The sequence below is a fragment of the Pseudomonas sp. FDAARGOS_761 genome (assembly GCF_013343155.1).
In the GTDB taxonomy this organism is placed as follows: Bacteria; Pseudomonadota; Gammaproteobacteria; order Pseudomonadales; family Pseudomonadaceae; genus Pseudomonas; species Pseudomonas aeruginosa.
The window spans coordinates 4489957-4508468 of the sequence record NZ_CP054572.1; the positions used below are offsets into that span (position 1 = coordinate 4489957).

Annotated in this window: 16 protein-coding genes; 4 read left to right on the forward strand and 12 right to left on the reverse strand. The window is 67.3% G+C overall.

Annotated features, from left to right (window positions below; translation table 11 throughout):
* Positions 1 to 4 precede the first annotated feature (4 nt).
* Together cioB and cioA are read right to left on the reverse strand one after the other, a co-directional pair.
* Positions 5 to 1012: a cyanide-insensitive cytochrome bd quinol oxidase subunit II gene (gene cioB, locus FOC67_RS20855; RefSeq protein WP_003093053.1), complete on the reverse strand. Its 1008-nt coding sequence runs from the start codon at positions 1010 to 1012 to the stop codon at positions 5 to 7.
* Between the two features lie 3 nt (positions 1013 to 1015).
* Positions 1016 to 2482, reverse strand: coding sequence for a cyanide-insensitive cytochrome bd quinol oxidase subunit I (gene cioA, locus FOC67_RS20860; protein WP_003093054.1), 1467 nt, complete (start codon positions 2480 to 2482; stop codon positions 1016 to 1018).
* Positions 2483 to 2919: 437 nt separating this feature from the next.
* Here cioA and FOC67_RS20865 point away from each other — a divergent pair, with 437 nt between their 5' ends.
* The 3 genes from FOC67_RS20865 (at position 2920) to betT (ending at position 7000) form a co-directional block, all read left to right on the forward strand.
* A complete protein-coding gene (locus tag FOC67_RS20865; RefSeq protein ID WP_003093057.1) occupies positions 2920 to 3699 on the forward strand; it encodes a MetQ/NlpA family ABC transporter substrate-binding protein in 780 nt (259 codons plus the stop codon).
* 175 nt (positions 3700 to 3874) lie between these two features.
* Positions 3875 to 4849, forward strand: coding sequence for a sigma 54-interacting transcriptional regulator (locus FOC67_RS20870; RefSeq protein ID WP_009313398.1), 975 nt, complete (start codon positions 3875 to 3877; stop codon positions 4847 to 4849).
* Between the two features lie 189 nt (positions 4850 to 5038).
* On the forward strand, positions 5039 to 7000 hold the full coding sequence (gene betT / locus FOC67_RS20875; protein ID WP_003119234.1) for a choline BCCT transporter BetT: 1962 nt from the start codon (positions 5039 to 5041) through the stop codon (positions 6998 to 7000).
* Positions 7001 to 7108: 108 nt separating this feature from the next.
* On the opposite strand, the gene FOC67_RS20880 is transcribed toward betT, so the two are convergent.
* From FOC67_RS20880 to FOC67_RS20905, 6 genes are all read right to left on the reverse strand, one after another.
* Positions 7109 to 9145 carry an OPT family oligopeptide transporter gene (locus tag FOC67_RS20880; protein ID WP_009313397.1) on the reverse strand — a complete coding sequence of 679 codons (2037 nt, stop codon included), beginning with the start codon at positions 9143 to 9145 and terminating at the stop codon, positions 7109 to 7111.
* A 162-nt stretch (positions 9146 to 9307) separates the two neighbouring features.
* Positions 9308 to 10141 (reverse strand): taurine dioxygenase, encoded by an 834-nt coding sequence (gene tauD, locus FOC67_RS20885; protein WP_003093068.1) that lies wholly within the window; start codon positions 10139 to 10141, stop codon positions 9308 to 9310.
* 106 nt (positions 10142 to 10247) lie between these two features.
* A complete protein-coding gene (locus FOC67_RS20890; protein WP_003114312.1) occupies positions 10248 to 11066 on the reverse strand; it encodes an ABC transporter permease subunit in 819 nt (272 codons plus the stop codon).
* Complete coding sequence (locus FOC67_RS20895) at positions 11056 to 11847, reverse strand: taurine ABC transporter ATP-binding protein (protein ID WP_009313396.1); 792 nt, start codon at positions 11845 to 11847, stop codon at positions 11056 to 11058. Before FOC67_RS20895 ends, FOC67_RS20890 begins: the two co-directional genes overlap by 11 nt.
* Positions 11848 to 11911: 64 nt before the next feature.
* Positions 11912 to 12925, reverse strand: coding sequence for a taurine ABC transporter substrate-binding protein (gene tauA, locus FOC67_RS20900; protein ID WP_003110398.1), 1014 nt, complete (start codon positions 12923 to 12925; stop codon positions 11912 to 11914).
* Positions 12926 to 13130: 205 nt separating this feature from the next.
* On the reverse strand, positions 13131 to 14051 hold the full coding sequence (locus FOC67_RS20905; RefSeq protein ID WP_009313395.1) for a hypothetical protein: 921 nt from the start codon (positions 14049 to 14051) through the stop codon (positions 13131 to 13133).
* A 369-nt stretch (positions 14052 to 14420) separates the two neighbouring features.
* On the opposite strand from FOC67_RS20905, the gene FOC67_RS20910 reads away from it, so the two are divergent.
* Positions 14421 to 14702, forward strand: a complete 282-nt coding sequence (locus tag FOC67_RS20910) for an HU family DNA-binding protein (protein ID WP_003093079.1) — start codon at positions 14421 to 14423, stop codon at positions 14700 to 14702.
* Positions 14703 to 14824: 122 nt separating this feature from the next.
* Here FOC67_RS20910 and FOC67_RS20915 read toward each other — a convergent pair whose 3' ends face one another.
* Genes FOC67_RS20915 through FOC67_RS20930 form a run of 4 tightly spaced genes read right to left on the reverse strand, consistent with a single transcriptional unit; the run spans position 14825 to position 18497 of the window.
* A complete protein-coding gene (locus tag FOC67_RS20915; RefSeq protein ID WP_003107576.1) occupies positions 14825 to 15421 on the reverse strand; it encodes an HAD family hydrolase in 597 nt (198 codons plus the stop codon).
* Positions 15418 to 16287, reverse strand: a complete 870-nt coding sequence (gene tesB / locus FOC67_RS20920; RefSeq protein WP_003093084.1) for an acyl-CoA thioesterase II — start codon at positions 16285 to 16287, stop codon at positions 15418 to 15420. The genes FOC67_RS20915 and tesB overlap by 4 nt, the downstream gene beginning before the upstream one ends.
* Before the next feature lie 33 nt (positions 16288 to 16320).
* A complete protein-coding gene (locus FOC67_RS20925) occupies positions 16321 to 17916 on the reverse strand; it encodes a SagB/ThcOx family dehydrogenase (RefSeq protein WP_009313394.1) in 1596 nt (531 codons plus the stop codon).
* Between the two features lie 2 nt (positions 17917 to 17918).
* A complete protein-coding gene (locus FOC67_RS20930) occupies positions 17919 to 18497 on the reverse strand; it encodes a GNAT family N-acetyltransferase (RefSeq protein WP_003110395.1) in 579 nt (192 codons plus the stop codon).
* Positions 18498 to 18512 lie beyond the last annotated feature (15 nt).

The following is an 18512-nucleotide window of genomic DNA, read 5'->3' on the forward strand; positions in this document are numbered from 1 at the left end:
CTCCTCAGTGATAGCCATCGCCGTGCTTCACCTTGCCGCGGAACACGTAGTAGCTCCAGGCGGTGTAGCCGAGGATGAAGGGAATGATGAACAGCGCGCCGACCAGCATGAAGCCCTGGCTCTGCGGCGGCGCCGAGGCCTCCCAGATGCTCACCGCCGGCGGGATGATGTTCGGCCACAGGCTGATCCCCAGGCCGCTGTAGCCGAGGAAGATCAACACCAGGGTGAGCACGAACGGCTTCACGTGGTCGTTGTTGGCCACCGAGCGCAGCAGCGCATAGAAGGTCACCAGGACCAGGATCGGCACCGGCAGGAACCAGAACAGGTTCGGCAGGCTGAACCAGCGTGCGGCGATCTCGGCATGGGCCAGCGGCGTCCACAGGCTGACCACCCCGATGATCGCCAGCAGCACCAGCGCCAGCGGGCGCGCCAGGTCGTGCATGCGCTCCTGCAGGCGGCCTTCGGTCTTCATGATCAGCCAGGTGCAGCCGAGCAGGGTGTAGGCGACGATCAGGGCCAGGCCGCAGAACAGCGGGAACGGCGCGATCCAGTCCAGCGAACCGCCGGCGAAGCTGCGGTTCTCCACCGGGATGCCTTCGATGAAGGCGCCCAGCGCCACGCCCTGGAAGAAGGTCGCCACCAGCGAACCGCCGATGAACGCCTTGTCCCAGATGTGCTGCTTGGCCGGCTTGGCCTTGAAGCGGAACTCGAAGGCGACGCCGCGGAAGATCAGCCCGACGAGCATGAAGATCAACGGCAGATAGAGCGCCGACAGGACCACCGCGTAGGCCAGCGGGAAGGCCCCGAACAGCGCCGCGCCGCCCAGCACCAGCCAGGTCTCGTTGCCGTCCCAGACCGGCGCCACGGTGTTCATCATCACATCGCGGTCGCCGCTGTCCTTGAAGAACGGATAGAGCATGCCGATGCCCAGGTCGAAGCCGTCCATCACCACGTACATCATGATGCCGAAGATGATGATGACCGCCCAGATGAGGGGAAGATCGATACCCATGTCTCAGTTCCTCTTGTCCTGGTCGCGGTCGGCCGCTTGCGCGTGGCCGTCGTGCTCTTCGTCGAAACCTTCGCCGGCGGCCGACAACGGCCGCGCCGGCGTGCGCTTCTGCCCGGCGCCTCCCGGGTTGGTCTCGCGTCCCTCATGGGTGACCGGGCCCTTGCGCACCAGGCGCATCATGTAGCCGATGCCGACGCCGAACAGCGAGAAGTACACCACCACGAAGGTCAGCAGGGTCAGGCTCATCTGCGTCACGCTCTGTGCCGAGGAGGCGTCGGCGGTGCGCATCAGCCCGTAGACCACCCAGGGCTGGCGGCCCATCTCGGTGGTGAACCAGCCGGCGAGGATCGCGATCAGGCCGGACGGTCCCATCAGCAGGGTCAGGCGCAGGAAGGCCTTCGAGTTGAACAGCTTGTCCTGGCCGCGCCAGCGCAGCCACAGGCTCCAGACGCCGACCAGGATCATCAGCATGCCGAGGCCGGCCATGATCCGGAACGACCAGAACACCACGGTGGAGTTCGGCCGGTCTTCCGGCGGGAAGTCCTTCAGCGCCGGGATCGGCTCGGTCAGGCTGTGCTTGAGGATGAGGCTGCCGAGCACCGGGATCTCCACCTTGAAGCGGGTTTCCTCGCGCTGCATGTCCGGCCAGCCGAACAGGATCAGCGGGGTCGGCTCGCCGCTGCTGTTATCCCAGTGGCCTTCCATCGCGGCGATCTTCGCCGGCTGGTGCTCCAGGGTGTTGAGGCCATGGGCGTCGCCGATCAGCGCCTGTACCGGGGCGACGATCAGCGCCATCCACATGGCCATCGAGAGCATCTTGCGGATCGCCGGGTTGTCGCGCCCGCGCAGCAGGTGCCAGGCGGCCGAGGCGCCGACGAAGAAGGCGGTGGCGAGGAACGCGGCGACCGACATGTGCAGCAGGCGGTAGGGGAACGACGGGTTGAAGATCACCGCCACCCAGTCCACCGGGATCACCCGGCCGTCGACGATCTCGAAGCCCTGCGGGGTCTGCATCCAGCTGTTGGAAGCGAGGATCCAGAACGTCGAGATCAGCGTGCCGATCGCCACCATCACCGTGGCGAAGAAATGCAGGCCCGGTCCCACGCGGTTCCAGCCGAACAGCATGACGCCGAGGAAACCGGCCTCGAGGAAGAACGCGGTGAGCACCTCGTAGGTCAGCAGCGGACCGGTGATGGACCCGGCGAAGTCGGAGAAATGGCTCCAGTTGGTGCCGAACTGGTACGCCATGACCAGCCCGGACACCACGCCCATGCCGAAGTTGACCGCGAAAATCTTCGACCAGAAATGATAGAGGTCGCGGTAGACCTCTTCGTTCGTTTTCAGCCAGAGGCCTTCCAGTACGGCCAGGTAGCTGGCCAACCCGATGGTGATCGCCGGGAAGATGATGTGGAAGGACACGGTGAACGCGAACTGGATGCGGGCAAGGTCGATAGCCTCCAATCCGAACATGGCAACTCCTCTTCAGGTTCTCGGCCCTTCCGGCTTACGTGCGGATTCGGCCGTGCTTCCTCACGCGCAACGCTACGCAAGGTTTTGGAACACATCCTTCAGCTATCGTTCTTGTCATTGGAAAGCGACCGCAGCCCTGGATGGCAGGAATGCGGGAAGGGTCGCAAGCAGATTCCCGGACCACCCGCCTTGATGCAGAGCAATTCGGTACGAAAATCTTACCCGTTAGCCTAGACCGTCCTGCTGTGGTCGGTTGTCGCGAGACAAATTGCCTCAGCTCTCGCATATTCATTAATAGAATATAAAAATAAATAAATAATATTTTTATGGAATAAAAAGAGTCGCTACTCTCCCCTTCAAGCCGCCCCTCGCGTGTTGGCGCCCCTCCTTCACCGCCCTGCGCGCAGCGGCGGACATCGCCCTACAAGGATCGAAGAATGAAAAAACTGCTCCTGCTGACTGCCCTGGCCTCCGTCATCAGCGTTTCCGCCAGCGCCGCGGAAAAGCTCATCGTCGCCGCCACGCCGATCCCCCATGCGGAAATCCTTGAGCTGATCAAGCCGACCCTGGCGAAGGAAGGCGTCGACCTGCAGATCAAGGTGTTCACCGACTACGTGCAGCCCAACGTGCAGGTCGCCGAGAAGCGCCTGGACGCCAACTACTTCCAGACCCTGCCGTACCTGGAGAACTTCAACAAAGGCAAGGGCACCAACCTGGTCACCGTGGTCGGCGTACACGTCGAACCCTTCGGTGGCTATTCGAGGAAATACAAGTCGCTGGCCGAGCTGCCCGACGGCGCCACCGTCGCCATCCCCAACGAAGGCAGCAACAGCGGGCGCGCCCTGCTGCTGTTGCAGAAGGCCGGCCTGCTCAAGCTGAAGGACCCGAACAACGCCCTGGCCACGCCCAAGGACATCGCCGAGAACCCGAAGAACCTGAAGTTCAAGGAACTCGAATCGGCCCTGTTGCCGCGCGTGCTGGACCAGGTCGACCTGGACCTTATCAACACCAACTACGCGCTGGAGGCCAAGCTCAACCCGGCCAAGGACGCGCTGGTCCTGGAAGACCGCGACTCGCCCTATGTGAACTACCTGGTGGCACGTCCGGACAACAAGGACAGCGACGCCCTGAAGAAGCTTTCCGCCGCGCTGACCAGCCCGGAAGTGAAAGCCTTCATCGAGAAGAAATATGCCGGCGCGGTGGTCCCGGCCTTCTGACCCCAGCCCGTCCCGACTCCCACGCTGGGCGCCGTTGCAGCGCCCCTTGTTCACGCCGGTGTCGCATGGCTTGCACCGGCGTTTCTTTTTCCGCAACGGCCCCCGCCCGCAGCCGTCCCGGTCCGTCGTCGCGGCGCAGGCGCTGGAGGCGCCCCGTGCCGTCAAGGAGTTACCCATGAGCGAGAAACCACGCCCCGCGCCGTTGACCTTCCCCGACGCCGACCGCAGTCCGCTGAGCATCCGCGCCAAGGCCCTGGTGTTCTTCGACCCACGCTCGCACCGGGTCCGCGAAGAACTCGAGCGCCTCGCGCCGCAGGGCCAGCCGGTGCTGATCGAAGGCGAGACCGGCACCGGCAAGGAGCTGCTCGCCCGGCAGATCCACCGCCACAGCGAACGCGCCGGTCTGTTCGTCGCGGTCAGTTGCAGCGCCCTCAGTCGCAACCACGCCGAAGCCGAGCTGTTCGGCTACGCCCCCGGCGCCCACAACGGCCCGGTCGGCAGCCGCGCCGGCTGGTTCGGTTCGGCCAATGGCGGCACCCTGTACCTGGACGAGATCGGCGACCTGCCGCTGACGTTGCAGGCCAGGCTGCTGCAGGCGCTGGAGGAACGCGAGGTGCTGCGGGTCGGCGCGCAGCAGCCGATTCCCCATGACGTGCGCCTGGTCACCGCCACCAGCGTCGACCTGGACCAGGCGGTGCGCGCCGGCAAGTTCCTGGCCGGCCTGCAGCAGTACCTGCACGACGGCCGCCTGAGCCTGCCGCCATTGCGCGAACGTCCGGGGGACATCCTGCCGCTGACGGAATACTTCGTCGGTGTCTATGCCCAGCGCCTGGACCTGCCGGTGCCGGCCATCGGCGTGGAAACCCAGCGGGTCCTCGAGAGCTATCCCTGGCCAGGCAACATCCGCGAGCTGGAAAACGTCGTCCACTTCGCCCTGCTGGTCAGCGACAAGGAAGAAATCCTGCCGCAGCATCTGAATTTTGGCGGGGCAACGCCAGACCCATCGCTGGCCGGTCTGCGGCGCCTGCTCGGCCAAGCCAGAGCGCCGTCGCTGGAGCAGGTACAGGCCCTGCTCCTGCAGCTGGCCACCGAGCAGGCAGGCGGCGACGAGGAGGCGGGAAGGCGGCGCCTGGGACTGGCGGCGAACTGAAGGAATCCTTCGGCGAACGTGCGGGAAAAGCGCGGCGCCGAAGGCTTCCATACGTCCGAAGGATTGGCTCCCGAGCCCTTGATCGTGTTTATATTGAACGCTTGATCAAATTAAGGACGAGGAGACCAGCCTGTTTTGACTGACGCACAATCGCCCTCCGCCACCCCCTCCACCCCCACGCCCATCCGCATGAATCCCCCGGTGTTCTACGGTGCGGCGATCCTGATCCTGCTGTTCGCCGCGGTGGTCATCGGCTTCCCCCAGCGCGCCGGCGAATGGCTGCTGGCCGCACAGACCTGGGCCTCGCAGACCGTCGGTTGGTACTACCTGCTGGCGATGACGCTGTACCTGATCTTCGTGGTGGTCACCGCGCTTTCCGGCTACGGCAAGATCAAGCTCGGTGCCGACCACGACGAGCCGGAATTCAGCTACCTGTCCTGGGCCGGCATGCTGTTCGCCGCCGGCATCAGCATCACCCTGTTCTTCTTCTGCGTATCCGAGCCGTTGACCCACTTCCTCCAGCCGCCGCAAGGCGAGGCCGGTACCCAGGAAGCCGCGCGGCAGGCCATGGAACTGCTGTTCCTGCACTGGGGCCTGCACGGCTGGGGCGTGTTCGCCCTGGTGGCGATGGCCCTGGCCTACTTCGCCTACCGCCACAACCTGCCACTGGCCCTGCGCTCGGCGCTCTACCCGTTGATCGGCAAGCGCATCAACGGGCCGATCGGCTACACGGTGGACTGCTTCGGCATCATCGCCACGGTGTTCGGCCTCGGCGCCGACATGGGCTTCGGCGTGCTCCAGCTGAACTCCGGGCTGGACTACCTGTACGCCATCCCGCATACCCACCCGGTGCAGATGGCGCTCATCGTGCTGATGATGGGCGCGGCGATCTCGGTGGCGGTCTCCGGGGTCGACAAGGGCATCCGCATCCTCTCCGACATCAACATGCTGCTGGCCTGCAGCCTGCTGCTGTTCGTGCTGTTCGCCGGTCCGACCCAGCACCTGCTCAACACCCTGGTGCAGAACGTCGGCGACTACCTCGGCCACCTGCCGGGCAAGAGCTTCGACCTCTACGCCTACGGCGGTCCCAGCGACTGGCTGGGCTCGTGGACGGTGTTCTACTGGGCCTGGTGGATCGCCTGGGCGCCCTTCGTCGGCCTGTTCATCGCGCGCATCTCGCGCGGCCGGACGATCCGCGAATTCGTCTTCGGCGTGCTGTTCATCCCGCTCGGCTTCACCCTGGCGTGGATGTCGATCTTCGGCAACAGCGCCCTGGAGCAGGCCCTCGGCGGCGCCAGCGAACTCGGCCGGGTGGCCATCGAGCAGCCGTCGATGGCCCTCTACCAGATGCTCCAGAACTACCCCTGGAGCCGCGCGGTGATCACCGTCACTGTGCTGGTCAGCTTCGTCTTCTTCGTCACCTCGGCGGACTCCGGCACCGTGGTCCTCTCCACCCTCTCCGCCCACGGCGGCAGCGCCGACGACGACGGACCGAAGTGGCTGCGGGTGTTCTGGGGCTCGGTCACCGCGCTGGTCACCGGAGGGCTGCTGTTCGCCGGCAGCATCGACGCGCTGAAGTCGGCGGTGGTGCTGACCTCCCTGCCCTTCTCGCTGATCCTGCTATTGATGATGTGGGGCCTGCACAAGGCCTTCTACATGGAGTCGCAGCGCCAGCGGGCGCGGAGCCACTCCCTGGCGCCGCTGATGAGCGGCAACGGCAAGCGCTCCGGCGGCTGGAAGCGACGCCTGTCGCAGGCCGTGCACTTCCCCTCGCGGGACGAGGTGTACCGCTTCATGAACGACGTTGTGCGCCCGGCGATCAGCGAGGTTTCCGAGGTGTTCCGCGAGAAGGGCCTGGCGGTGGACGCCCAGCTCGACCCGGGCAACGCCTCGCTGAGCCTGGAGATCGGTCATGGCGAGCAGCATCGGTTCCTCTACCAGGTGCTGATGCGCGGCTACTTCACGCCGTCCTTCGCGCGTGCCGGCATGGGCGGCCTGCACCTGAAGAATCGCCGCTACTTCCGTGCCGAGGTGCATCTCGCCGAAGGTAGCCAGGACTACGATCTGATGGGCTACACCAAGGAGCAGATCATCAACGACATGCTCGACCAGTACGAGCGGCACCTGCAGTTCCTGCACCTGGTGCGTTGAGCGCAGGAAAAGGGGCGCGCGCAGGGCGCCCCTTCCCTCATCCTCCGTCCCTGACCGCAGGGAATGACGCTAGCGGCAACATCCCCTCCCAGTGCAGCCACGAATCCCTCAGCGCGCCAGCACTCGCCGGTAGAACAGCACGCAGATCGCGACGAATACCACCAGTCCCAGCCATTGGGCGATGCCCGCGAAGCCGGCGCCGGCCAGCGCCAGCGGCGCGTCCTCGCCGGTGGCGCCGATCACCCCGGCGAGCAGGATGCCCATCAGGCTCTCGCCGACGATCAGCCCCGAGGCCAGCAGCACGCCGCGTCGCTTCGGCTCTTCGGCATAGGTCTCTTCGTCGACCCCGGCTGCCGCCGCGCGCTTCTTCAGGGCATTTTCCAGCAGCCAGGAAATCAGCGCGCCGACCACCAGGGTCATGCCGATGGTCGGCGGCAGGTAGATCCCCAGGCCCACCGCCAGCACCGGCAGGCAGGCCTTGCCGGTACGGCGCAGGAGCAGGTCGACGAGGATCAGGGCGATGCCCAGGGCGACGCCGATGAGGATCATGTTCCAGTTCAGCGCGTCGTGGAAAATCCCGCTGGCGATCGCCGTCATCAGGGTCGCCTGCGGCGCGGCCAGGGCCTGGCCGGGGTCCATTCCCTCGCGCGGCAGGGCCCCGGTGAAGCCGTAGGCGCTGTAGAGCAGTTCCAGCACCGGGGGGATCACCAGCGCGCCGACGATGCAGCCGACGATCAGCGCGACCTGCTGGCGCCAGGGCGTGGCGCCGACCAGGTAGCCGGTCTTGAGGTCCTGCAGGTTGTCGTTGGAGATCGCCGCGATGGCCAGCACCACCGAGGTGGTAAACAGCGCCAGGGCGATCGCCAGCTTGCCGTTCTGGCGGTCCAGCAGGCCGCCCTCGATGCTGCCGAAGCCGAGTATCAGCAACGACACCAGGATGACCGCGATGATTCCGATGCCCGAGATCGGACTGCTCGACGAACCGACCAGGCCGGCCATGTAGCCGCAGGCGGCGGCGATCAGGAAGCCGAAGAAGAAGGCGAACACCACGCATACCGCCACCAGGCTCCAGAACTGCGGGCTGGCCATGTCCGGCGCGGCGGCACCGAGGAAGTGGCTGAAGACCACGAACAGCGAGACCAGCAGTATCCCGGCGATCAGCAGGATCCACTTGGCCGGCATGTCCAGCTCGGTGCGCAGGCTGTTCGCCTGGCTATTGCCGCGCACTGCCCCGAGGGAGGCCCAGACGCCCCGTACCATCGGCTTGAACAGGGTCGCCAGGGTCCACAGCGCGGCCACGCCGATGGTGCCGGCGCCGAGGAAGCGCACCTGCGAACTCCACAGTTGGGTGGCCAGGTCCGACAGGCTCTGGCCGTCGGCCGGCACGCTGTTGACGGTCAGCAGCGGCACCGCGACGCCCCAGGAGATCAGCACGCCGATGAGGATCGCGATGCCGGCGGTGATGCCCATCAGGTAGCCGGCACCGACCAGCGCCAGGGAAAAACCGGTGGAAAGGCGGAACGCCGCCTGCCCGGCACTGAGCCAGACGCTGAAGCCTTCGGCGAGAACCTTGAAGCCGCTGCTCCAGAGGCTGAACAGCGCCGCCACCAGGCCGCCGCCGAGGATGTCGTAGAGCCCCGGCGCGTTACCGGCGGCACGCGGCGCGCGGGCGTCTTCCTCGTCCTCGGCGCCGTCGCTGCCGACCCGGAGGATTTCCGCCGCCGCCACCCCTTCCGGATACGGCAGTTCGCTCTGCACCACCATCACCCGGCGCAGCGGAATGGTATAGAGCACCCCGAGAATGCCGCCGATGGAGCAGATCGCCGCGGTCTGCCAGAACGGGAAGCCACTCCAGTAGCCGATCATCAGCAGGCCGGGAAGGATGAAGATGATCGAGGATAGAGTGCCGGCCGCCGAGGCCTGGGTCTGCACCATGTTGTTCTCGAGGATGTTGGCGCCGGAGAAGTAGCGCAGGACGGCCATCGAGATCACCGCCGCCGGGATCGACGAGGCGAAGGTCAGGCCGACCTTCAGACCGAGGTAGACGTTGGAGGCGGTGAAGACCACGGTGATCAGCGCACCGAGGATCAGGCCACGCAGGGTGAGCTCTGGCAGGGTCAGCTCATCCGGGATGCGTTCTTGCATGGATGAAAACTCTCGAAACAATTGGACCCGCCAAGCTTAGGCGAGAGCGGCACGCCGGGACACGACAGCGAATGTCGCAGAGGCGACCTTTTCGAGAGGAAAAGCTGGCGGAACGGACAGTTGCCGGCGCGGGCCGCCGGAGCAAGCCCGCGCGCGGCGGCGTCAGACGGGCTTGTCGCCGAGGATGGTGGCGCGATGCATGACCCGCCGCTGTGGCCGGTAGTCGTCCACCGCGTAGTGCTGGGTCACGCGGTTGTCCCAGAACGCCACGTCGTTTTCCTGCCAGCGCCAGCGCACGGTGAATTCAGGTCGCGTGGCATGGGCGAAGAGGAACGTCAGCAGCGCATCGCTCTCGGCCGGCTCCAGTTCGTTGATGCGGGTGGTGAAGCCATCGCTGACGAACAGGCCCTTGCGCCCGGTGAGCGGATGGGTGCGCACCACCGGATGCGAGCGCGGCGGATTCTTCAGGCGGGCCTCCTCCAGGCGCGCCAGGTCGGCCTCGGTGACGCCGAAGCGCTCGCGGGGGAAGGACTTGCCGATGTCGTGGGTCGCCGTGAGGCCGTCCAGCAGACGCCGCAGCGGCGCCGACAGCGCCTCGTAGGCCGCCGTGCTGCTCGCCCAGAGGGTGTCGCCGCCGTACGGCGGCAATTGCTTGGCGGCGAGCACGGCTCCCAGCGCCGGGGTCTCGAGGAAGGTCACGTCGGTGTGCCAGATGGCATTGTCGCGCACGTCGGTGACCGCGGTGTCGAGGACGATGACCTCCGGCTGCTCCGGCACGCTGGGGTAGATCGGATGGATGTGCAGGTCGCCGAAGCGGGCGGCGAAGCGCGCCTGGCTCCTGGGCTCCAGCGACTGGTCGCGGAAGAACAGCACCTGGTGTTCGAGCAGGGCCTGCTCGATGGCCCGCTGGCCGGTGTCGTCCAGCGGCGCGCCGAGGTCGATGCCGGAAACGATGGCGCCCAGGGCCGGGCTAATGGGTTGGATGGTCAGGCTCATGTCGTGCTACTCGTCGGGCAGGTTGCGGGCGCGCCCTGCGCGCCCTCGCTCCGGCCTTCGCCGCGTGGGTGAAGGCCGGTTCGGAAATGACTCGGGACTCTCGCGCTCAACCCCAGGCGGCGAAGCGCCGCTGGACCCAGCGCAGCCCCAGTTCGAAGGCCAGGGCGATGGCGGCGATCAGCAGGATGCCGACCACCACCACGTCGGTGGCGAGGAATTGCGCGGCGGACTGGACCATGAAGCCGAGGCCGCGGTTGGCCGCGATCAGCTCGGCGGCGACCAGGGTCGACCAGCCGACGCCGAGGGCGATGCGCAGGCCGGTGAGGACCTCCGGCAAGGCACTCGGCAGGATCACGTAGCGCACCACCTGCCAGCGGCTGGCCCCCAGGCAGCGCACCGCCTGCACCCGCGATCGGTCGACGCGACGCACGCCGGCGGCGGTAGCGATCAGCAGCGGCGCGAACAGCGCCAGGTAGATCAGCAGCACCTTGCTCAGCTCGCCGATGCCGAACCAGATGACGATCAACGGCAGGTAGGCCAACGGCGGGATCGGCCGGTAGAACTCCACCAGCGGATCGAGGGCGGCGCCGGCCAGGGGATTGAGGCCCATCAGCACGCCCAGCGGGATCGCCGTCAGCACCGCCGCGCCGAGCGCCAGGAGCACCCGCAGCAGGCTGGTGCCGACGTGTTGCAGCAGGCTGGCATCGAGGTAGCCCTCCTGCCATAGCCGTTGCAGGGCTTCGAAGAGCTGTTCGGGCGCCGGCAGGAACAGCACGTCGACCCAGCCGAAACGGGTCGCCGCCCACCACAGCAGGGCCAGGGCCAGCACGCTGGCACCGGCGGCCCAGCGCCGACGGTCGCCGGGCAGACGGCGCTTGCGCGGGACAGGATTGGCGACGGCGAGTCCGAGGGTATCAGTGGGCATGTTCGGCCTCCGCGACATCGAGGAATTCGTCCAGCAACGCCTGGCGCAAACGGCCGAACTCGGGATCGGACTTGATCGAACGCACCGTTTCGCCGGCGGCGTAACGCCGCGCGAAGTCCACCGGCAGGCGCTTGACGATGCGCGCCGGCGGGCCGTCCATCACCACCAGGTCGGTAGCCAGGAACAGGGCTTCGTCGACGCTGTGGGTGATCAGGAAGAGGCCCTTGCCGGTCTGCTTCCACAGGTCCAGCAGGAGCACCTGCATGCGCTCGCGGGTCAGCGCGTCGAGCGCGCCGAACGGCTCGTCGAGCAGCAGGAAGTCCGGCTCGACCGCCAGCGCGCGTGCCAGCCCGAGGCGTTGCCGCTGGCCGCCGGAGAGCTGGGCGACGGACTGCTCGGCGTACTCCTGGAGGCCCACCAGTTGCAGGACCTGGCGCGCCCGCGCGGTGCGCTCGGCCTTGCCCAGGCCACGGATGCGCAGGCCCAGGGCGACGTTGTCGAGGGCGTTGAGCCAGGGCATCAGGGCGTCGTCCTGGAATACCACGCCGCGCTCGCCGCCGGGCCCTTCGAGTGTCCGGCCGTCGATCTGCACGCGTCCCTGGTCCGGCGTCTGGAAACCGGCGAGGATGTTCAGCAGTGTCGACTTGCCGCAGCCCGAAGGACCCAGCACCACCAGCGACTCGCCCTTGGCCAGGCCCAGGCTGAGATCGCGGAGGATGGCGCGGCGCTGGCCGCGCTGTTCGAATGAGAGGCTGATCGCCTCGGCCGTCAGACGGCTCATGTGTTCTGCCCTCCGTAGGGTAAGAAAGCCTCCGCTCCGACAGGCCGGAGCGGAGGCGCGGAATTCAGCGCTGGCCGACCTGGACCTGCTCCGCCTGGCGCACGAAATCGGCGCTGACGTAGGGCGAGTAGTCGCCGAGGACGGCCGGCACGCGCTTCTGCTCCTTGAGGAATTCGGCAGTGCCGGCGATAGCCTTGGCGGTGCCGCCGCCGAGCAGGTCGGCGGAAAGTTGCGCCTGGCTTTCCGGGAAGGTCGAGCCGGCCAGCAGTTCGGGGACGTCCCTGGGATCGGCGCCGGTCAGCCGGGCGATCTTCTTCACCGGCTCGGAGTCGGCGGTCCATTCGGCCTTGTGCGCGTTGTAGTCGGCGAAGGAATCGAGGCTGACGCGGGCGAAGCGGGCGACGATTTCAGGATGCTTCTCGGCGAAGTCCTTGCGCGCCACCCACACCTCGAAGGTCGGCGCACCCCACTGGCCGACTTCGGCGGCGTCGGTGAGGACCTTGCCGCTTTTCTTGATCTCGCCCAGCGCCGGCGACCAGACGAAGGCCCCGTCGATGTCGCCGCGACGCCAGGCGGCAGCGATCTCGGCCGGGTTGAGGTTGACGATCTTCACCTTGGACGGATCGATCTGCCAGTGCTTGAGGGCGCCGAGCAGGCTGTAGTGGGAGGTTGAAACAAACGGGGTAGCGATGGTCTTGCCGGCCAGGTCCTCGGGTTTCCCGATCCCGCTTCCATTGCGCACCACCAGCGCCTCGGCGGCGTTGATCTGCGCGGAAACGATGAAGGCGACGATCGGCAGCTTCCGCGAGGTCGCCGCTGCCAGCGGGCTGGACCCGATGTTGCCGAGTTGCAGGTCTCCGGAGGCGAGCGCGGCGATCACTTCCGGACCGCTGTTGAAGCGGCGCCAGTCGATCTTCTCGCCGATGGCTTTCTCGTACAGGCCATCGGCCTGGGGCACCTTGGTCGGGTCGATGCCGGTCTGGTAGCCGACCGTGATGTCGGCGGCCTGGGCGGCGACGGAAAGGCTGGCAAAGGCCAGGGCTGCCACCAGGCGGTGCAGGGAATTCGGGCGTTTCATCGGGCGAACCTCGGAGGCAACGGTGCCGCGCTCCGGAGGAGAACGGACCAGGGACGGGCAATGGGTGGCGACAGCGAGTCCGGTGGTCCGGTGCGATGCAGATTACAGATATAAAAAACTCGATATAAATAATATTTTGGAATTAGTTTATGAGCGCGAATGCGCACCCGGATGCCATTCCGCCCTTGCTCCATGCCCCCCGTCCCTACAGGGCCGCGCCCAGCAGACGGGCTTCCAGGGCCTGTCGGCGCAGGCAGGCGAGCAGCCCGGCGCGGGCCACCGCCTTCGCCTCGCTCGCCAGCAGCGACGCCGCCGCGCTTTCGCGGAATGTCAGCGCGCCGCCGCGGGCGAATGCCGCCTGGAAGGACTCCGCCGCCAGTTCGACAAGACGCAGCGCGAGGGCGAGGAGACGCGGCGCCTCTCCCTGCCCCGCCACGTCGCCCGGCACCCGCGCAGCCTGGCCCAGGTCGAGGTTGGCCTGGGCCAATCGGGTCAAGCCTTCGCGCAGTTGCCCGCACGGGGTCGGCGGCAGGCCGGGCGGCACCAGGATGTCCTCGGGATGCAGCCGCAGCCGCTGGTAATGCAGCCGCTGCCCGGCGGGCAAGAACAGCCCCGAGCCATCGGCGAGGCCGGAGATGTCGATGCCTGCCCGCCCCGTTTCGGCGACAGCGATCAGGTGAGCGCGGGAGGGCGCGTGCCAGGCTGAGATCAGCAAGCGATCCACGTCTTCCACGGCGAAGCAATCGCTACCCCGCCCACCCACCAGGAAACCGCCCCGCCAGTGCTCCTGCGCTTCGGGCTGGGCGCGCCGCAGATCGACCGCCTCGCTCCACAGCCAGCGGCGCTCGACGCTGGCCGGCAACAGGCGGCGCTGCTGTTCAGGACTACCCAGCAGGCGAATGGAAGCGATCTGCAGATGATGCAGGGCCAGGCGCCGTGCCAGCTCGAGTTCCTGCTCGGCCAGGTGGCGGACGCCAGCGAAGATTTCCCCCCAGCCCCGCTCCATGCCGGCGAACACGCGCGGCACTGCCAGCGCCAGCAGTCCACTGTCGCGCAGGCTTGCCGCCCAACCGGCCATGGGTCGCAGTGTCCTGGGGTCGGGCGAGTGGAGCCGGGCTTCGCTCATGCGGCACCTCGAACGGGGAGCGAGGGCCAGGCGTTGGCGCGAGGTAAGCAGGCTCCGGTGATGGAAAGGGACGGGATGTCCTGCTTATAACCATAATGGATGAAACCCTAACTCATAAATAACCAATAATCCTTAACTAAGAACCGGAGGCATGCGCCCCTGGCAGAACCATGAGGATGCGTCGGGCAACCGACGCCGGCATCATTCCGGACAGCCGCGAAAACCTCTGTAACGGCTCTGTCATGCGCGTCGTGCGAGGAAACAAATAAGCGGAGAAAAGGGAACCTTATTCGCGCCAAGCTGTTTAAAATCACGCCCGTTTCTGTGCGAGGCCCCTCGCGCAGTCTTTTACCAAGGAGCTACACCACCATGGCACTGACCAAAGACCAACTGATCCAGGACATCGCCGAAGCCATCGACGCGCAGAAGACCACCGTTCGCAGCGCGCTCGACCAGCTCGCCGAGATCGTCAAGGACGCCCTGGAGAACGATGGCGAAATCACCCTGCCGGGTATCGGCAAGCTGAAGGTCTCCGAGCGTCCCGCGCGCACCGGCCGCAACCCGCAGACCGGCAAGGCGATCGAGATCGCTGCCAAGCGTGTAGCCAAGTTCGTTCCGGCCAAGGCGCTGACCGACGCGATCAACGGCTGATAACGGCCGCCGCATCCCGCACGGATGCGCAGGAAAAAGCGCAGGAGCCTGGCCTCCTGCGCTTTTTTCGTTTTCGGGGAGCCGCTGGCGCTGCCGCCCTCGAGGTTTTCCGCCGGATATTCCTACGGCGTTTGCAGTTGCTCGAGCAACGCATGGCAATCGGCAGCGTGCCAGTCGGCCAGCTCCGGCCAGGGGTTTTCCGGCAGGTTGACCAGCACCGTGCGACTACCCGCGGCGCGTCCGCAGTCGAGGTCGAAACGGTAGTCGCCGACCATCACCAGCTCCGCCGGCGTCACGTTCCAGCGTCGGGCGATGCGCAGCAAGCCATCAGGGTCCGGCTTGGGCCGCGCCTCGCCGCGCCCGAGGATGTGCTCGGTGGGGAAGCAGCCGCCCAGGCCGATCGCTTCGAGGGTGATCAGCGCCAACTGGTGGTCGTTGCGGGTCAGGATGCCCAGGCGCACGCCGCGCCGCTGCAACTCGCGCACCAGTTCCAGTGCGCCCGGCGCCGGCCGCGCGGCCTCGGCCAGGGCGCGCTCGTGTTCGAGCAGCCAGGCGTGCTTGGCCGCCGCCTCAGCCTCGGGCAGGGCGGCGAGGTGCAGCAGGATGTCGTCCTGCTCGGGGATGTCCAGCGCTCGGCGGATCGCCGGGAAGTCGTGCACGGCCCGGGTCAGGGTGCCGTCCATGTCGAACACCCAGTGGCGGATGTCGGCCAGCCTCACGCCCAGTCCTCACGCTTGCGGATCAGGCCTTCCTGGCTCGACGAGGCGACCAGCTGGCCGCTCTGGTTGAAGATGCTGCCGCGCACGAAACCGCGTGCGTTGCCGGCCCAGGGGCTGTCGATGGCGTAGAGCAGCCACTCGTCCGCGCGCAGGTCGCGGTGGAACCACAGGGCGTGGTCGAGGCTGGCGACCTGCATGGTCTTCTGCCACACCGAAACGGCATGGGGCTGCATCGAGGTGGTAAGGAAACCGAAATCCGAGGCGTAGGCCAGCAGGTACTTGTGCAGCGCCGGGACGTCCGGCAGCTTGCCGTCGGCACGGAACCAGAGGTACTTCACCGGTTCGTCGGGCTGCGGGTCGTAGGGGTCGTGCTGGGTGACCGGACGAATCTCGATGGGCTTCGGATACAGCAGCTTGTCGCGGATGCGCTCGGGAATCCGCTCGGCGCGCTGGCGGGTCAGCTCCAGCTCCGAAGGCAAGTTATCCGGGCCGACCACCTCGGGCATCTCGATCTGGTGGTGGAAACCTTCCTCGTCGTACTGGAAGGAGCTGCTCAGGGTGAAGATCGGCTGGCCTTTCTGGATCGCGGTGACCCGGCGGGTGCTGAAGCTGCCGCCGTCGCGCACCCGGTCCACCTGGTAGACCACCGGCATGCTGGCGTCACCGGGACGCAGGAAGTAGCCGTGCATGGAGTGTACGTGGCGATCGTCCTCCACCGTCTGGCTGGCCGCCGACAGTGCCTGGCCCAGGACCTGGCCGCCATAGAGCTGGCGGAAGCCGAGATCCTGGCTCATGCCCCGGAACAGGTTCTCCTCGATGGGTTCCAGGCTCAGCAAAGCCACCAGGTTGTCCAGTATCTGGGTCATGGGGTGTTTCCTCGAATTCGGGCTGTCGACGGGCTAGTCGCGGCGCAAGGCCGGGTACGCGGGCATGTTGCAAAGACGAGTGTCCCACACCGCGCGGCCGAGGGTGAAATGGTAGAGACTGGCCATGGACTCATCCGTTAGTCCAAGCAGCTCATGCACCAGGGGGTCGTAGTAGCAGCCGATACCCGTCCCAGACAGCCCAGCGGCCTCCGCCTCAAGGTAGAGCAACTGGCCGAGCTGCCCGCATTCCCAGTACAGCCGCGGATAGCACCAGGGGCCTTCTTCGAGCGCCGCGCCGAGATGGGCGAGCATGGCGAGCGCGACGCAGCCGTCGCCGGCGATGTCCTGCTGGCAGGAGAGATACGCCGACAGCGCGCGCGCATCGCCTTCCTGCAACAGGTACAGCGGCAACTCCGGATCGACGCGCTGCCAGAGGAAGTCCTCGCGCATCGGCGGCCGCCGCAGGCCGCTGCGATCCAGCCAGTACAACCCCGGCACCAGGCCCCGGACGCGATGGACGAACAGCAGTAGATCGACCCGCGCGGCCTCGCCGGTGACCGCGAAAGGCACCGGCGAGCGCTCCGGCAGCAGCCTGCGCAGCCAGGCCCGCAGCAGTTCGACATCGATGCCGGCGCGCCCGTCCATGCGCTGCGCGCTACGCCGCCGATGCAGCAGCGGTCGCAGCGGCAGGCCGGGGTTGTCGTTGCCGGGCTCGCCCGGTGCGACCCTCCACGGGCGTGCCGGCAGGCGCGGCGCCCGGCATAGCCCATGTATCCGCTGCAACTCCGGCCAGTCCCGGTACTCCCGCGACAGCCGGTTCGGTGCGCCGGCCAATGGCAGGGCCGCCAGCCCTTCGCACAGGCGCGGCGAAAGGGAAGGCTCCTGCGTGAGCGCCGGCCCGATCCAGAACAGTGCGTCGACGCTCTCGCACTCGGCGAAGCCGTCCCGGTCAAGGCCGAACAGGCCGTCCAGTGCGCTTTCGGCGACGCCGCGCAGCAGGCGCATCTCCCAGCCCTGGATCGCCGCGGCGATCGAGAGGCAGGCCAGCGCGTGGCCGAGGTCATGCTGGCAGTAGCGATAGGCTCGCTCACCGTATTTCCAGGCCTCGCGCCAGGGCACGCTGGTCAATGCCAGGAGGCAGCCGCCGGCCGGCAAGCAGTCATCCAGCAGCGAAGCCAGCGGCGCCGGCAGTTCGCCGCGCACCTCCAGGGCATGCTTGTCGGGACGGTAGTGGGCGAGCAGTGGCGCCGGCTCCAGGGTACCGCCGGGAAGCAGCAGGTAGGCTTCGGTGGGATGCAGGTTGCCGCTCGACGGATTGACCCGTAGCGCCCAGCGAGTGCCGCCGGCCTCCTTCCAGGCCGACAGCGCCAATCCGTCGTAGAGCATCTGCGAGAGGCTGCGGCGATCGAGCCGGGAGGGCGCGGCCGCCGGCCCGGAAAACACCCCGTCGTAGGGTGGCGACTCCTCCAGCGGCCGATGCAGCAGTTCGACTTGCCGGCAGCCCCGGTACTGGCGGAACGGCGCCGGCTGGGTCGCCCAGTCCAGTCCGCCGGGACCGGGAGCGTAGCGCTCCGGGCGATGCATGCTGAGGCGATGGTAGGAGAGCACCTCGCCGCCGCCGTCGCCCATGTTCACCGCTCCGCCCAGCGGGCCGCGTCGACGCGATAGAGGATATGCCGGCGCATCGGGTGATCCGCTGCCAGGAGTGGGTGGTCGAAATCCTCGGCCGGATCGCGACGCATGCCCAGGCGCTCCATCAAGCCCCAGGAGCGGCGGTTGGGCGGCGTGGTGAAGGCCACCACCTCGGGCAGGCGCAGCCGCTCGAAGGCGAAGTCCAAGGCGGTTTCCGCCGCTTCGCGGGCGAATCCACGGCCCCAGTAGGCGGGCGCCAGGCGCCAGCCGATCTCCACGGTCGGGGCGAAGTGCACGTCCATGGTCACGTCGAACAGGCCGGTGAATCCGATGAACGCCGCCTCGCCCGGTAGCTCCAGGGCCCAGGGCCCGTAGCCACGCTCGGCAAAATGCGCCTGGACGCGATCGACCAAGGCGTCGCTCTGCGCGCGGTCGAGCACACTGGGGAAGAATTCCATTACCTGCGGGTCGGCGCACATCTCGGCGAACGCCTCGCGGTCGCTGTCGCGCCAGGCGCGCAGCAGCAGGCGCGGGCCATGCAGTTCGGAAATGGCGGAAGGGGGAAGGTTCGCGTTCATGGGAGGCCTTTTCGG

Bases quoted from the DNA above. Each gene is read 5' to 3' on its own strand.
- cioB (WP_003093053.1), bottom strand. From the start codon at position 1,012: ATGGGTATCGATCTTCCCCTCATCTGGGCGGTCATCATCATCTTCGGC.
- cioA (WP_003093054.1), bottom strand. From the start codon at position 2,482: ATGTTCGGATTGGAGGCTATCGACCTTGCCCGCATCCAGTTCGCGTTC.
- FOC67_RS20865 (WP_003093057.1), top strand. From the start codon at position 2,920: ATGAAAAAACTGCTCCTGCTGACTGCCCTGGCCTCCGTCATCAGCGTT.
- FOC67_RS20870 (WP_009313398.1), top strand. From the start codon at position 3,875: ATGAGCGAGAAACCACGCCCCGCGCCGTTGACCTTCCCCGACGCCGAC.
- betT (WP_003119234.1), top strand. From the start codon at position 5,039: ATGAATCCCCCGGTGTTCTACGGTGCGGCGATCCTGATCCTGCTGTTC.
- FOC67_RS20880 (WP_009313397.1), bottom strand. From the start codon at position 9,145: ATGCAAGAACGCATCCCGGATGAGCTGACCCTGCCAGAGCTCACCCTG.
- tauD (WP_003093068.1), bottom strand. From the start codon at position 10,141: ATGAGCCTGACCATCCAACCCATTAGCCCGGCCCTGGGCGCCATCGTT.
- FOC67_RS20890 (WP_003114312.1), bottom strand. From the start codon at position 11,066: ATGCCCACTGATACCCTCGGACTCGCCGTCGCCAATCCTGTCCCGCGC.
- FOC67_RS20895 (WP_009313396.1), bottom strand. From the start codon at position 11,847: ATGAGCCGTCTGACGGCCGAGGCGATCAGCCTCTCATTCGAACAGCGC.
- tauA (WP_003110398.1), bottom strand. From the start codon at position 12,925: ATGAAACGCCCGAATTCCCTGCACCGCCTGGTGGCAGCCCTGGCCTTT.
- FOC67_RS20905 (WP_009313395.1), bottom strand. From the start codon at position 14,051: ATGAGCGAAGCCCGGCTCCACTCGCCCGACCCCAGGACACTGCGACCC.
- FOC67_RS20910 (WP_003093079.1), top strand. From the start codon at position 14,421: ATGGCACTGACCAAAGACCAACTGATCCAGGACATCGCCGAAGCCATC.
- tesB (WP_003093084.1), bottom strand. From the start codon at position 16,287: ATGACCCAGATACTGGACAACCTGGTGGCTTTGCTGAGCCTGGAACCC.
- FOC67_RS20925 (WP_009313394.1), bottom strand. From the start codon at position 17,916: ATGGGCGACGGCGGCGGCGAGGTGCTCTCCTACCATCGCCTCAGCATG.
- FOC67_RS20930 (WP_003110395.1), bottom strand. From the start codon at position 18,497: ATGAACGCGAACCTTCCCCCTTCCGCCATTTCCGAACTGCATGGCCCG.